Genomic DNA, 14,054 nt, shown 5'->3' with positions numbered 1-14,054 from the left:
TTTTACCCTTTGTTACGGCTTTGTTGCGCTATTTTTGCTTGCTTGTGTTGTAGATTTTACTAGATTTTGCACTGATTTCCTAGCTTTGCTCTAGGATAGATTTGGCGTTTTTGGTAAAAATCCTACCCGTTTGCAAGCAAACCTCTAGGACAAATCTATCAATATAAGGCACAAGGAATGTTTTTGGTTTTTTTTGTTTTTTTGTGGATTTTGGGGTTGGGTTTGTAGATTTTGTGATATTTTTTGATTTGTCGAGTTTGTGCTGTGCGGATTTCATAGCGATATTTGACACAAGATTATCAGCCACTTCCACTATGAAATAATCAACATTGCCAATGCGCTCAATATCTCGCACAATGCCTAGATTTTCGCCCTCTTCGATAATCTCTAGCCCGATAATATCAAAGTAGAAATACTCATCTTTTTTTAGCTTGCAATGCTCTCTACTCTGTGCTTTTGTCGCATAGATTTTGGCATTTACAAGTTGCTTGGCACTATCTGCAGAAGTGATTCCCTCAAACTCGATGAAATATTTATCGTTTTTTTTGATAAAAGAGCTTACTATGAGAGTGAGCGGAGTATGGGTAAATATAGTAGTGGCAAATTCCTTAGATTCTGCCACATTTAAATACATACTCCCAAAATCTTTGGTAATTTTTGGGAATTGTATTTTTGATTCCCTTTTGGATTTTAGGGATTCTAGCTCGTTTGCAAGCCTTACTTGCACTTCTATCCCACGAGATAAAAACTCCTCAAAATCCCCGCTAAGCCAAAAGCAAAGCCTGCCTTTTAGTCCGCTTAACTTCCCTATCTTGCCAACTTCTACAAATTCTGCAAAATCTATATTTGTAGAATCTATACTTTTTGCGGATTTTGCGACATTTTTAGATTCTGCAGAATCTATACTTTTTGCTTCTTTTTTGGACTTTTTAGAATGTGAGGATTCTAAAAAATGCTTGTCTTTCTCGCTTAAAGAGGAGGATTCTCTAGTGTGGTTTTTATTTTGGTTACTCATTATTTGGGTGGACAGTGATTTTATAAGTCAGCCCATCTTTTGCTTTGCCCCCAGAGACGAAAGTCTTAAGAGCGGCTATCATCTTGCCCTCCTTGCCTATCACACGCCCCATATCTTGCACCCCGACAAAAACATCAAGCAACTTCATATTTTCATCTTTTAGCAAGCGACTCTCTACTGCGACTTGCTCAGGATATGCCACGATTTTTTTGACATAGCTTTCTAGAAATTTCTCTATCATTTTTTACTCTTTGATAATGTAGTATTTTTGATTATTTGAAATAATTTAGCATTTAAAAATATTCGCTATTTTTTCCAAACTTTCAAACTCTATAAAATCCCCTTAAAAACCAAATCCGCGACTTATCCCCTATTTTACCCTCCACCAAAAATACAAGAAAATCCAAAATCCCCCTAAAATTTATATTGCGCTATAAAACACGCTTATTTAGAAATAAAACCACCTCCAAAAATCCCAAAAACACTGAATTTTGCTAAATCTAGCCGAATTTCGCTGATTTCACCGAAATCCACGCTAGCTTGGCTTTATTTCGCGCTTGCTAGTTTTTCTACTCGCTCGCTCATCTTTGCCCCCACGCTTTTCCAATACGATAATCGCTCGGTGTCGATTTTGATGAGTGCGGGCTCTACAAGCGGATTATAATACCCGATAGATTCTATCCAGCCTCCATCGCGTCTCTTGCGAGAGTCCGTTACTACAACGCGATAAAAAGGCTTTTTTTTGCGCCCCATTCGTGTGAGTCGTATAACCGTTGCCATTGCTACTCCTTCAATCTAAAGTAAGATTTGATAAAACAAAGCGCAAATTATAGCAAATAATTCATATAAATCAAGCGTTTTTCTAACCAAAATCCAAGCCACGCATAAAAAATGTCCGTTTTTTTTTTTTTTTGTTTCTGCATTCTTAACAAAAAATAGATATTTTTTTACTACATTTTCAGTAACGGAGAAAAACGGAGAATGCGCACTTTTTAGATTTTTGCTTTTAGATTTTATGTAAGGATTTTGCTAGGGATTATCAAAAATCACTAAAATCCACATATAAATCTCTAGCGGATTTTCTAAAAAATGTGTTGAAAAAGTTTTCTTCAAAATCTACATAAGACTTGCGGGGAGCGCACAATGGATATAAGAGATGTCAAAAAGATTCAAGAAGGCATAAGTAGCAAGGACAATCAAGTAGAGCGCGTAAAAATCGGCATTGTGTGCTTTTTTATGCTTAGCGTGGTAATTATATCGCTTTTGGGGTATTCTACACAGCCACTTTTGCTTGCGTTTGCTGCGCTTGTGGGTGCGTATATGGCGATGAATATCGGCGCAAACGATGTAGCAAACAATGTAGGACCTGCTGTCGGCTCTAAGGCTATCACGCTTACAGGTGCGATTATCATCGCTGCGATTTGTGAGGCAAGTGGCGCGATTCTAGCAGGTGGAGATGTCGTAAGCACGATAAAATCCGATATCATCGCTCCTGAAAAAATCGCAAATGCTGAAATCTTTTTGTTTGTTATGCTAGCTGCGCTTCTATCGGGGGCTATTTGGGTGCATTTGGCTACGATTTTGCGTGCTCCTGTGTCTACTACGCACGCTATCGTAGGTGGTGTGCTAGGAGCGGGGGTAGTCGCTGGTGGCGTGGCTACGGCAAATTGGTGGGTGCTAGGAGGAATAGCACTTAGCTGGGTTATCTCACCTGTTATGGGCGGAATCATAGCGGTAATATTTTTGGTATTTATAAAGCGAACTATCACTTACAAAGAGGACAAAAAAGAAGCAGCAAAAAAAATCGTGCCCTTGCTAGTGTTTGCGATGAGCTGGGCATTTGGTGCGTATCTTTTGCTGAAAGGATTCTCTAAGCTATACTCTTTTAGCCCACTGCAAGCGGGGCTTATCTCACTATTTGTGGCTATCGTGGTGTATTTTGTAACCACGCCTTTTATCCGCCAAAAAGCCTCTACTCTCCAAAACACCAAAGAATCCATAAACACGCTCTTTACGATTCCATTGATTTTTTCTGCAGCACTACTTAGCTTCGCGCACGGCGCAAACGATGTGGCAAACGCCATAGGTCCGCTCGCTGCGATAAATGAAGCACTAAGCGGTGGCGATATAAATAGCAAGGCTAGCGTGCCATTTTGGATTATGCTTATCGGTGGACTTGGGATTTCACTAGGGCTGGCACTCTATGGTCCTCGCCTAATAAGAACAGTGGGCAGTGAGATAACCGAGCTAGATAGAATGCGTGCTTTTTGTATCGCTATGAGTGCGGCTATCACAGTGCTACTAGCAAGTGCGCTAGGACTGCCTGTGAGCTCTACACATATCGCTATTGGCGCAGTTATCGGGGTGGGATTTTTGCGCGAATATATCAAGGGAAGATACTTTGAAATGTGCGAGCAAATCATCAAAGCACACAAAGGCAAAGACCAAAAGGTAGCCGAAGAATTTCTAAAGACTTTTGCCAAAGCGAATGTCAAGCAAAAAGCCCAAATGCTAGAAAGCCTAAAGACAAAAAATCCAAACTTTGAGCTAACAAGCAAAGAGAAAAAAGAGCTAAAGAAATTCTACAAGCACGAGCTAGTCAAACGCAGTGAGATAAACAGAATCATCGCTTCTTGGGTAATAACCGTGCCCGCTTCTGCTGTGCTTGGGGGATTTGTATTTATCGTGTTTAAGGTAATATTTATCGATGGGTAGATTCTTAGATTGGGGGGATTTGTAGGGATTTTTGGAGGGAATTTGCGTTTTTTTTTTTTTGTTAAGACATTAAATAAAATCATATATAATGCCAGCTTGCATTAAAATTTTAAGTTCAAAGGAGACAACAATGCAAGACAATGGTAAGACAACGGAATTCGCTTCACGCGATAAACTTCGCTCATCTTTGAGCAACTCTCTCTCTCTCTCTCGTTAAAGGCGTAAAGCGATTAGCTTTAGGCACTCCACTACTTATAGGCTTAGCTAGCTTTGCAAATGCAGAATCTAGTGGCGCATTTGTGGGTGTAGAAGCAGGCGAGGCAACTTTCGGTAGATTTAATCTTGAATACTCTGTAACAGATAGCCAAGAAGCAGCTAGGAATGGAAAAAGCACAACCAAAGGAAATGGTTTTGGTTATGGTGTAGTAGCGGGGTATAAATACTTTTTCACGCCTCAACTAGGTGTCCGTGCGTATGCGAATTTCAATCACACGCGTGGCGAAGTTAATATTTCAAACGGCACTGGTGGAACTGACACTAATTTTGCAAATCTATTCAACTACGGCGTAAATGTGGATTTTCTAGGCAACTTCCTAAGCACTGAAAATATGGACATCGGTGGATTTTTGGGTATAGGGCTTGGAGCAAATTCGCTCACAGGACCAGATATAAAAAATCAAAGAAATGCCATAAAGCAATCCGCAGATACAGCCAAACAGGCTGGAGCAAATGTAGATGTAAGCACACCTGCTGCGACATTTGATGTCGCCCTAAATGTAGGCTTGCGGGCAAATCTAGCCAAGCATCACGGAGTAGAAGCAGTAGCAAGAGTGCCATTTCTACCTGCTACAATCGCGGATTTAAGCATAAAAGACCCAACAAGTGGAGCATCGGAATCATTAAACTATTCAGTGCGAAGCACTTGGAGTCTAAATGTCCGCTACACTTATAGCTTTTAATTGTTTTTAGATAAAATCATTCTAGTGCCTAATGTTTTGCAAAATCTAGTTTTATAAAAACAGATGGCACTTAGAGATTGCGAAAATCACTAGGTTTTAGGAAATCTAAAACCTAGTGATTGCAAAATCTAAAAACGCTTAAAATAGATTCTGCGCTTTTTTTACCCACTCATACAAACTTCATTCTATACAAATACCAAAAATATCACAAATTCAAACACTAATCTTTACATATCAAAACTCTCAAAACTTGCTTAAAAATTTAGAATCACATATTTGCTAACTAGATTTTAAGTATTTAGTGCTATAATCCACTGAATTTGTTTTTTATAAGGTTTTTTAAGATAGCTTGATTTGTCCTGACTTTATTTTGGGGTTTTGGGCGTTTTAGGCTTGATTTAGTGATTTGGGCTTTGCTAGATTCTTGGATTTCACAAAAAATTTCATAAAATCCAAAAAACCTAGCTAGCAAACTAGAAGCTACCAAAACCTAATTTGCATTTTTTGTAGCATTATCTACATTGCGTTTAAATGCTAGCTAGGTTTTCTTAAGGAGTTGAGACTTTGGACCCGTCCCATTCGGTTTTTATGCTGATTTTGGCAGTCATATTTGTGTTATTAAATGCCTTTTTTGTTGTCGCAGAGTTTGCGATTGTCAAAGTGCGCCGCTCCAAGCTAGAGGAGCTACAAAAAAATAGCCAAAGGGCTAAATTAGCACTAGACATCACTAAGCGACTAGATTCTTACCTCTCTGCTACCCAGCTAGGTATCACGCTATCTTCGCTCGCACTTGGGTGGATAGGCGAGCCAGCATTAGCTAGGCTTGTGGCGATTCCTTTTACACACTTTTTTGGAGAAAATCCGCTTCTTATCCACAGCATAGCTGTATTCATAGCTTTTACTCTTATCACACTTTTGCACGTAGTGCTAGGCGAAATCGTGCCCAAATCAATCGCCATAGCCAAAAGCGAAAAATCCGCGCTCTTTGTAGCATATCCTCTATACTACTTCTCTGTGGCGTTTTATCCTATCATCAAGCTTTTTGACGCGCTAGCTGCATTTATCTTACGACAGATTCATATCACACCTGCAAGTGAGGAAGAAAACGCTCACTCTGAGGAGGAGCTAAAAATCATCGTGGGTGAGAGCCTAAAGGGTGGCTTCATCGACTCTTATGAGGGCGAAATCATCAAAAATGCGGTGGATTTTAGCGAGACTATCGCAAAAGAGATAATGACACCACGCAAAGATATGGTATGCCTAAACGCAGAATCTAGCTATGCTGAAAATATCACAATCATCAAGCAGACAAACCACACGCGCTATCCCTACTGCAAAAGTGGCAAAGACAATATCATCGGTATGATTCACATACGAGATTTGCTTATCAGCTCGGCAGAATCCAAATCTAAGCCAAACTTAGAGAGCATTATCCGCAAAATGATTATCGTCCCAGAGACAGCTAGAATCTCACAAATCCTAACCACTATGAACAAAGAGCAAATCCACATAGCCCTTGTCATCGATGAATACGGCGGCACAGCAGGACTGCTGACAATGGAGGACATCATAGAGGAAGTGATGGGCGATGTAACCGATGAACACGATATGAAAAACCAAGAATCAAAGCGCATAAGTGATGGCGTGTATGAAGTCAATGGTATGCTTGATTTGGAAAGTGTGGAGGAGCTTATGGGGATAGAGTTTCAAGGAGAGCTAGAGCAAGTAACTATCGGTGGCTATGTGTTTAATCTACTTGGACGACTGCCTATGGTGGGCGATACTATCAAGCAAGAGGGGATAGAATTTGTCGTGCTAGAAATGGACGGCGCGAGAATCAAACGGCTAAAGGTGATAAAAATCGAGGAATCTACTAAGCAATCTAAAGAAGCCAAAAACTCATAAAATCTAGTAGCACAAAATCAAGCGATGCAAAATCAAGCTATACAAGTAGAGCAGGTAGCGCAAAAAGTGCAAAAATCAAATCTCTACGCAAAAAATTTGCCCGCACAAAATCTGCCATTTTGCACGCTAGAATCTTGCTCTTTTAGCACAAAATATAGCTTTAGAGAGGCGATAAAGTCCAACCTAAAATCTAGGATAAAATCTAGCACCAAATCTGCTAAAAAATCTAGTCCAAAATCCAACGAGCATTTTTGCAAAGACTCTAGCACAGATTCTAGTTACTCTAGATTTTGTGCAGATTCTCGTCCTATTTCATATTCTCATCGCCACTTAAATTCATTGCTAGAAAAGATTTTGTCCCAAAAACGATTTAAAAATATACTGCTTTTTTACCCACTGCCTTTTGAAGCAAATATCCTCCCACTCCTTAAAAAACTTAAAAAAAACAAAAATAAACGAATTTTTTTGCCAACTATAAAGGGACTTAACTTTAAAATGTTATTATATCGCTTGCCTTTAGTAAAAAATACATTAGGGATTTTTGAGCCACACCTTAGCTCTTATGTGCCAAATCGCATTGATTTCGCGCTTATCCCAGCACTTGGGATTGATAAATTTTATGCACGAATCGGTATGGGAAAAGGAATGTATGATAGGGTATTTGCAAGCCTACCCAAACAACAGCCTAAGCACAAAATGTGCAAAACACAAAAAATATGTAAAGTATTTGTAAGCCAAAATCTATACATTTCCAAACTCCCTTTGTGCGAGGATTTCGACATTAGGGCAGATATGTATTTAAGCTATAAATTTGCAAAATCACAAAAAAAAGGTTTTTATAATGTCTTGGACAATTCTTATAAGTTTTTTAGGTTTCGGGGTGCTAGTAGGGGCGGTGGTATTTTTTATCTGCCGAAAAATCGCTAGCTTGGATTCTACTCATCTACTCACTCAAGCAAAAGCAAAAGCCCGTGCTATCGAGCTAGAAGCGCAAGCTCTGCTTGATAAGCAAAAGTTTTTGGCAAAGGAGCGTGAGCTCCAGCTTGAGCAAGAATACAAAAGCAAAGTCCATAGTATGAATGAGGAACTAAAGCGCAAGGCTTATGAGTTTGAGTGCAAAGAAAATCGACTAAAAGATAGGCTAGAGCGTGAGACAGCTGACTTAAAAAAAGAAAAAGAAAAAATCACTTTAGAGCTAAACAATCTATCCCTCCAAAAAGATAGCCAGCTAAAAATCCAGCAACAATACCTTGAAAAAATTGAGGAGCTAAATAAAACTCTTAGCCACTACACAGGCCTTACCAAAGAGGAAGCAAGGCAAATGCTTCTAAAAAACCTAGAAGATGAGCTAATAGATGATAAAGCACATCTTATCCGCCGATACGAAAAGGAAGCAAAAGAAGAAGCTGCAAAAATCGCAAACTTTATCCTAGCTCAAGCCACCACGCGCTATGCGGGCGAGTTTGCCTCCGAGCGACTTATCAATGTCATAACACTGCCAGATGATGAGATGAAAGGCAGAATCATAGGCAAGGAGGGGCGCAATATCAAAGCCCTAGAGCTAAAAAGTGGCGTAGATGTCATCATCGATGATACGCCAGCTACGATTATATTAAGCAGCTTTAATCTCTACCGCAGAACCATTGCAGTAAAAACCATAAACACTCTTGTAGAAGACGGCAGAATCCACCCCGCCAAAATTGAGGAAGTCTATGAGCGAATCGAAGCGCAAATGGACGCTGAAGTGCAAGAGGAGGGCAAAAGCGTGGTGCTTGATTTGGGGCTTGACTATATGCATCCAGAGATTATAAGGCTTATTGGCAAGCTACGCTACCGAGCGAGCTTCGGGCAAAATGCTTTGGGGCATTCTATACAGACAGCAAACCTAGCAGGCATCATCGCCGCACAGCTTGGTGGCGATGAGAAGCTAGCAAGACGCGCAGGACTACTCCACGACATAGGCAAAGCACTCACTATCGAAAATGGTGGTGGCAATCACGTAACTTTGGGCGCGGAAGTATGCAGACGATACAAAGAACACCCCGTAGTGATAAATGCGATAATGAGCCACCACGGAAATGAGCCATTTGAGAGTGTAGAAGCAGCAGCGGTGTGCGCAGCAGATACACTCTCTGCAGCTCGTCCGGGAGCTAGGAGGGAGGTGCTAGAGAGCTTCCTAAATCGTATGCAAGACTTAGAAAAAATCGCTAATGACAAACTAGGCGTAAAGCAGGCTTATGCGATAAATGCGGGTAGAGAACTACGAGTGATAGTGCGCGCAGATGTGATAAACGATTCTCAAAGCATAGTGCTTGCAAAAGATATAGCCAAAGAAATAGAGAAAAATCTAAACTATCCCGGCGAAGTCAAAGTAAGCGTGATACGCGAAGTGAGGGCAGTAGAATTTGCCCACTAGGTTTTTTAAGTCAAGGCAAGATTTTTAAGTGATTTTTGATTCTTAAAGAATTTGTGGTAAAAGGATTTTGCAATATAATCGGGAAAATGAAAAAGCGACAAAAAACGACATAAATAAAAAATCAAAAAAAATAGAGAGAGCAAAAAACAAAAGTTAGGAGAAATAAAAACAATGTATAAAAACATAAAAAACACTTTTTTGATACTAAATGTTGGATTTTGCGCTTTCTTTGTAGGCTGTAAAGACAAAGAAATAAGCCAAAAAAGTTTTAGCTACACTTCGCTAGATTCTAGCTATGAGATTACCATAGAAACGCCACTTTTGCCTAGTAGCACCACAGATGACACTTCTGCAAATAAGGACAACTTACCCACGAGTAAAACCATTGCAAATCCCAAATCCCTAAAAGAAAAGCTAATCCTCCAAAAAAATGGCAAGACACAAAACCGCATTATTATGCTTGTTTTTGTAGATGCAGATTGTGAGGATTGCGCAAGGTATTATGAGCATCTAAACCACTTAGATGCAGAATCCAAAGCGATGATTGTCGCTGTGCTATCACGCAAAATCGATGAAAAAGACTTAGTAGCATTGCAAAAAAGATATACGATTGATTTTGCTCTGCTAAACCCAAAATCTAGCCAAAATAGCGAACTTTTAACACTGCTTATAGAAAACAAATTTGTGCGCGTCCAAAATGAGCTAAAATCAATGAATAGTTTTATAAATCCCATAGAATCCAAAGCGACACAAAAAAACGCACAACCTGCAAAAGCTAATGATTCTAACGATTCTAAAGAATCAAGTAATTTAAGCGAATCTCAAAAACTTCAGCCAACAACCCCAAAAATCCCTGCCCTGCCCTACTTTGTGCTTTTTGATAAAGCACAGATATTTTACCAAGACTATGAGGGGATTATCCCAGAAGAGATTTTTTCAAGCGATATTGCCTCGCTTGCCCGCTAGCTTTTATCACAAAACAGATGATTACCCACCTATCAAAATCCAAAGAGGATTGCAATGCTTACATTTCTACATAAAACCGCGCAAAATATCGCTTCGCTTGTCGCAAAAGATTCTAGCAACTCTATACAAAAAAATACCCTAGAAGAAGTGCTAATTGAATGCGACATAGACTATGAAATCATTGAACAAATCCTATCACACCTCCCTAGCAAAATCACTAGAGAGGAGCTAAAAAGAGAATTTGAAGTGATTCTAAAAAGCCAAAATGCAAAGAAAAATGAGCAAAAAGAAAGCACAGAAAACGAGGAAAGCAACGATGATTTTGCCACAAGGATAAAACAATCTACTCCCCAAAACCCTCTAGTAAGCCTCATCATCGGCGTAAATGGTGCGGGCAAAACCACCACCATAGCAAAGCTAGCTGCCCACTCACTTGCGCAAGGAAAATCCACTCTTTTGGGTGCAGGAGATACATTTCGCGCTGCAGCAAACGAGCAGCTAAAGCTATGGGGAGAGCGACTAGGAGTAGGTGTAGTAGCCACAAAAGAGGGCAGCGACCCAAGTGCGCTTGCTTTTAGCACGATTCAATCAGGGCTAGCAAAAGGCATAGAGCATATCATCATTGATACAGCGGGGCGACTACCAAACCAAGCAAACCTAAAAGCCGAGCTAGAAAAAATCCTGCGCGTATCAAAAAAAGCCCTAGAAAATGACGGAGTGAAAAGGGGACAATGTCAATGCGTGCTAATCCTTGATGGCACGCAAGGTAGCTCTGCACTAAACCAAGCAAAAATCTTTGGAGAATCCCTTAAGCTAGATTTTGCTATCGTTACCAAGCTAGATGGTAGCGCAAAGGGTGGCGTGATTTTTAGCATTGCGCATATTTTAGGACTACCCATAGAGTTTATCGGTGTGGGGGAGAAAAAAGAGGACTTACTAGCATTTGATAAAAATGCTTACATAGAGGGACTGCTTGATTGTATTTTTCCTGCTTAATTTCTGTCTAAATTTTCTTTGCCTAATTTTTATTGCTTGATTTGTATGCTTTTTTGTTTTTAAAAAAAAGCGCAAAAATAAAACTTTTCTACAAAAATCGTGCATTAAAAAATGTTATGCAGATTTTATATACATTATTAAATTTTTGTCCTTATCGCTACACAATTTAGTTTGTATAGATTCTACACATTTGCCAAAAAGTTAAAGATTTTTTTAACTCGCCTTAGGATAAGATTTGCTATACTTATGGATTCTAAAAGTTAGATTTCGCATAATCTAACACACACTAGAATAATGAAAAAGGAGCAACAATGCAATTTATCACAACTTACAACCAAGCCACACAAGAGCGAGCAAAAGAGGGAATCCCTCCACTTCCTTTGAAGCCAAATGAAGTCAGCGAAGTGATTAAGATTTTGCTAGATTCTGCATCTAGCAAGGCAGATAAAGATTTTGCCCTAGACTTGCTTACCAACCGCGTAAGCCCCGGTGTCGATGAGGGTGCAAAAATCAAAGCGCAGTTTTTAGGAGAGATAATTGAGGGCAAAAAATGCGATAGCATAAATGCAGAGCTAGCCACAAAACTACTAGGCACAATGCTGGGTGGGTATAATGTCCCGTTTTTGCTAAAAGCCTTAGAATCTAGCGATGAAAATATCGCAAAAACTGCGGCAAATTCTCTTAAGCACACGCTTTTAGTTTATGATGCGTTTGATACTATCGCAGAGAAAAGCACTTCTTTGCCACTTGCCAAAGAAGTGCTAGAATCTTGGGCAAACGCCGAGTGGTTTTTGCATAAGCCCGAATTGCCAAAGGAAATCAAACTAGCCGTGCTAAAAATCGATGGCGAAACAAATACTGATGACTTAAGCCCTGCTAGCGATGCTTTCACGCGAAGTGATATTCCACTGCACGCCAAAGCTATGCTAAAATCGCGCGTAGAAAACTACGAAGCAAGACTAGAATCAATAAAAAAAGTCGCCAAAGAAAACAATGCTAGTGTCGTGTATGTAGGAGATGTAGTAGGCACAGGAAGCAGTCGCAAATCCGCTTGCAACTCGATTGTATGGCATTTTGGCAATGAGATTCCTTTCGTGCCAAACAAAAAAAGCGGTGGCTTTGTCATCGGTGGGATTATCGCTCCGATATTTTTCGCCACTTGTGAGGATAGTGGCTGTCTGCCTGTGGTGGCAAATGTCGATGCGCTAAAAGAGGGAGACATCATCACGCTAAAACCCCATAGTGGCGAAATCCTAAAAAACGGCGAAGTAGTAAGCAAATTTAGCCTAAGCCCAAATACGATTTTTGATGAGATTCGTGCAGGTGGTAGGATTCCACTTATCATCGGGCGTGGGCTTACCAACAAAGCGCGTAAATTTCTAGGACTAGGAGAGAGTGAAATCTTTGCCAAAGCCTCCCAGCCACAGCAAAGCTCAAAAGGCTATACTCTAGCACAAAAAATGGTAGGCAAAGCCTGTGGCAAAGAGGGTGTGAGAGCGGGTGAATACTGCGAGCCTATCGCCACAACTGTGGGTAGCCAAGACACCACAGGAGCGATGACACGCGATGAAGTCAAAGAGCTAGCTAGCCTTAGTTATAGTTCAGATTTTGTTATGCAGAGCTTTTGCCACACAGCTGCATATCCAAAGCCAGCAGATGTCAGTTTGCAAGCGACTTTGCCAGATTTTATGACTTCACGCGGTGGTGTGGCACTGCGACCTAGAGATGGCGTGATACACTCTTGGCTAAACCGCTTTTGCTTGCCTGATACAGTAGGCACAGGTGGAGATTCTCATACGAGATTTCCTATTGGTATTAGTTTCCCAGCAGGAAGCGGACTTGTGGCGTTTGCTGCCGTTACGGGCAATATGCCACTAAATATGCCAGAATCTGTGCTAGTGCGATTTAAGGGTAAGCTAAATGCAGGTATTACTTTGCGTGATTTGGTCAATGCGATTCCCTACTATGCAATAAAGCAAGGGCTACTAACCGTGCCAAAACAAAACAAAAAGAATATCTTTAGTGGCAAGGTCCTAGAAATTGAGGGGCTAGAAGATATAAAAGTTGAGCAAGCATTTGAGCTTAGTGATGCGAGTGCGGAGCGAAGTGCGGCAGCTTGCACTATCGCGCTAAACAAAGAACCAATAATTGAATACCTGCAATCAAATATCGCGCTTATCAATGCGATGATAAAAGACGGCTATGGCAATGCAAAAACGCTAGAAAGGCGGGCGCAAAAAATGCGTGAATGGATAAACAATCCCGTCCTTATGCGAGCGGATAAAGACGCGGAATATGCTGCGGTTATTGAGATTGACTTAGCAGATATAAAAGAGCCGATTCTAGCCTGCCCAAATGACCCTGATGATGTGGCGACTTTGAGTGAGATACTAGCTGATGAGAAGCGTCCAAAAAATATTGATGAAGTCTTTATCGGTAGCTGTATGACAAATATCGGGCATTTCCGCGCATTTGGCGAGATAATGAAAAACGAGGGGCAAAGCGTTACACGCACTTGGCTTGTGCCACCTACAAAAATGGATTCTAAGCAGCTAAGCGATGAGGGATATTTCAGCCTATTTGGCGCAAGTGGTGCAAGGATAGAAGTGCCGGGCTGCAGTCTATGTATGGGCAACCAAGCTCGAGTAAAAGACAATGCCGTAGTATTCTCAACTTCAACTAGAAACTTTGACAATCGAATGGGTAAAGGCGCACAAGTATATCTAGGAAGTGCCGAGCTAGGTGCTGTGTGTGCTAAGCTAGGGCGACTACCAAGCGTGCAAGAATACCTACAAATCGTCCCACAAAAACTAGGCGATAATACCGCTAAAGTGTATAAATATTTGGAATTTGATAAAATCCAAGATTTTGCACTTTAAGATTTTGCAGCACTTTTGCTTATGACGGGTTTTGTGCGTGAGTTTATCTCGCGCACAAGTCTTGTGAATCTCATCACTAGGACTTTATAAGAACTTCCAAAAGATTTTATAAAAAGCGTAGGGCTTGAGAGTTTTTTAGGTTTTTTGTCAAAACCTTTTTTAGTCTTTAAGTCCGCACTTTTTTGATTTCGCTTCATTTTTTC

At 40.5% G+C, this 14,054-nt stretch carries 12 protein-coding genes; 8 read left to right on the top strand and 4 right to left on the bottom strand.

The annotated features are described in order from the left end of the window. Positions 1-79: 79 nt before the first annotated feature. The 3 genes from rimM to rpsP all read right to left on the bottom strand — a co-directional run bounded on the left by rimM (position 80) and on the right by rpsP (position 1,795). Positions 80-1,015, bottom strand: a complete 936-nt coding sequence (rimM, locus tag HMPREF2086_RS04295) for a ribosome maturation factor RimM (protein ID WP_023927543.1) — start codon at positions 1,013-1,015, stop codon at positions 80-82. Next, a complete protein-coding gene (locus tag HMPREF2086_RS04290; protein WP_023927542.1) occupies positions 1,008-1,256 on the bottom strand; it encodes a KH domain-containing protein in 249 nt (82 codons plus the stop codon). The genes rimM and HMPREF2086_RS04290 overlap by 8 nt, the downstream gene beginning before the upstream one ends. Positions 1,257-1,561: 305 nt before the next feature. Next, positions 1,562-1,795: a 30S ribosomal protein S16 gene (rpsP, locus tag HMPREF2086_RS04285; protein ID WP_023927541.1), complete on the bottom strand. Its 234-nt coding sequence runs from the start codon at positions 1,793-1,795 to the stop codon at positions 1,562-1,564. Positions 1,796-2,158: 363 nt separating this feature from the next. Here rpsP and HMPREF2086_RS04280 point away from each other — a divergent pair, with 363 nt between their 5' ends. From HMPREF2086_RS04280 to acnB, 8 genes are all read left to right on the top strand, one after another. Further along, positions 2,159-3,730, top strand: coding sequence for an inorganic phosphate transporter (locus HMPREF2086_RS04280; RefSeq protein WP_023927540.1), 1,572 nt, complete (start codon positions 2,159-2,161; stop codon positions 3,728-3,730). A gap of 299 nt (positions 3,731-4,029) precedes the next feature. Continuing rightward, positions 4,030-4,689 (top strand): outer membrane beta-barrel protein, encoded by a 660-nt coding sequence (locus HMPREF2086_RS04275; protein WP_023927539.1) that lies wholly within the window; start codon positions 4,030-4,032, stop codon positions 4,687-4,689. A gap of 564 nt (positions 4,690-5,253) precedes the next feature. Next, complete coding sequence (locus HMPREF2086_RS04265; protein WP_023927538.1) at positions 5,254-6,594, top strand: hemolysin family protein; 1,341 nt, start codon at positions 5,254-5,256, stop codon at positions 6,592-6,594. A gap of 24 nt (positions 6,595-6,618) precedes the next feature. Beyond that, the gene (locus HMPREF2086_RS10735) at positions 6,619-7,521 is read left to right on the top strand and encodes a 5-formyltetrahydrofolate cyclo-ligase (protein ID WP_023927537.1); all 903 of its coding nucleotides are present in this window, start codon (positions 6,619-6,621) and stop codon (positions 7,519-7,521) included. Beyond that, positions 7,436-9,010 carry a ribonuclease Y gene (rny, locus tag HMPREF2086_RS04255; RefSeq protein ID WP_034560347.1) on the top strand — a complete coding sequence of 525 codons (1,575 nt, stop codon included), beginning with the start codon at positions 7,436-7,438 and terminating at the stop codon, positions 9,008-9,010. Before HMPREF2086_RS10735 ends, rny begins: the two co-directional genes overlap by 86 nt. Before the next feature lie 171 nt (positions 9,011-9,181). Continuing rightward, positions 9,182-9,976 (top strand): hypothetical protein, encoded by a 795-nt coding sequence (locus HMPREF2086_RS04250; RefSeq protein ID WP_023927535.1) that lies wholly within the window; start codon positions 9,182-9,184, stop codon positions 9,974-9,976. A gap of 54 nt (positions 9,977-10,030) precedes the next feature. Further along, positions 10,031-10,972 carry a signal recognition particle-docking protein FtsY gene (gene ftsY / locus HMPREF2086_RS04245; protein ID WP_023927534.1) on the top strand — a complete coding sequence of 314 codons (942 nt, stop codon included), beginning with the start codon at positions 10,031-10,033 and terminating at the stop codon, positions 10,970-10,972. A gap of 311 nt (positions 10,973-11,283) precedes the next feature. Then, positions 11,284-13,851, top strand: coding sequence for a bifunctional aconitate hydratase 2/2-methylisocitrate dehydratase (gene acnB, locus HMPREF2086_RS04240; protein ID WP_023927533.1), 2,568 nt, complete (start codon positions 11,284-11,286; stop codon positions 13,849-13,851). Here the strand turns inward: acnB and HMPREF2086_RS04235 are convergent. Further along, positions 13,848-14,048 carry a hypothetical protein gene (locus HMPREF2086_RS04235; RefSeq protein ID WP_034560344.1) on the bottom strand — a complete coding sequence of 67 codons (201 nt, stop codon included), beginning with the start codon at positions 14,046-14,048 and terminating at the stop codon, positions 13,848-13,850. The two genes, acnB and HMPREF2086_RS04235, sit on opposite strands and share 4 nt — an antisense overlap. Between the last annotated feature and the right edge of the window lie 6 nt (positions 14,049-14,054).

The sequence above is a fragment of the Helicobacter macacae MIT 99-5501 genome (genome assembly GCF_000507845.1).
Lineage (GTDB): Bacteria > Campylobacterota > Campylobacteria > Campylobacterales > Helicobacteraceae > Helicobacter_B > Helicobacter_B macacae.
Note: the sequence above shows the minus strand (reverse complement) of the source record. Positions and strands in the feature narration are given on the sequence as shown.

What these genes read in the sequence shown, in the direction of transcription:
- HMPREF2086_RS04280 (WP_023927540.1), top strand. Translation starts at nt 2,159, where the DNA reads ATGGATATAAGAGATGTCAAAAAGATTCAAGAAGGCATAAGTAGCAAG.
- HMPREF2086_RS04235 (WP_034560344.1), bottom strand. Translation starts at nt 14,048, where the DNA reads ATGAAGCGAAATCAAAAAAGTGCGGACTTAAAGACTAAAAAAGGTTTT.
- HMPREF2086_RS10735 (WP_023927537.1), top strand. Translation starts at nt 6,619, where the DNA reads ATGCAAAATCAAGCTATACAAGTAGAGCAGGTAGCGCAAAAAGTGCAA.
- rny (WP_034560347.1), top strand. Translation starts at nt 7,436, where the DNA reads ATGTCTTGGACAATTCTTATAAGTTTTTTAGGTTTCGGGGTGCTAGTA.
- ftsY (WP_023927534.1), top strand. Translation starts at nt 10,031, where the DNA reads ATGCTTACATTTCTACATAAAACCGCGCAAAATATCGCTTCGCTTGTC.
- rimM (WP_023927543.1), bottom strand. Translation starts at nt 1,015, where the DNA reads ATGAGTAACCAAAATAAAAACCACACTAGAGAATCCTCCTCTTTAAGC.
- acnB (WP_023927533.1), top strand. Translation starts at nt 11,284, where the DNA reads ATGCAATTTATCACAACTTACAACCAAGCCACACAAGAGCGAGCAAAA.
- HMPREF2086_RS04250 (WP_023927535.1), top strand. Translation starts at nt 9,182, where the DNA reads ATGTATAAAAACATAAAAAACACTTTTTTGATACTAAATGTTGGATTT.
- HMPREF2086_RS04290 (WP_023927542.1), bottom strand. Translation starts at nt 1,256, where the DNA reads ATGATAGAGAAATTTCTAGAAAGCTATGTCAAAAAAATCGTGGCATAT.
- rpsP (WP_023927541.1), bottom strand. Translation starts at nt 1,795, where the DNA reads ATGGCAACGGTTATACGACTCACACGAATGGGGCGCAAAAAAAAGCCT.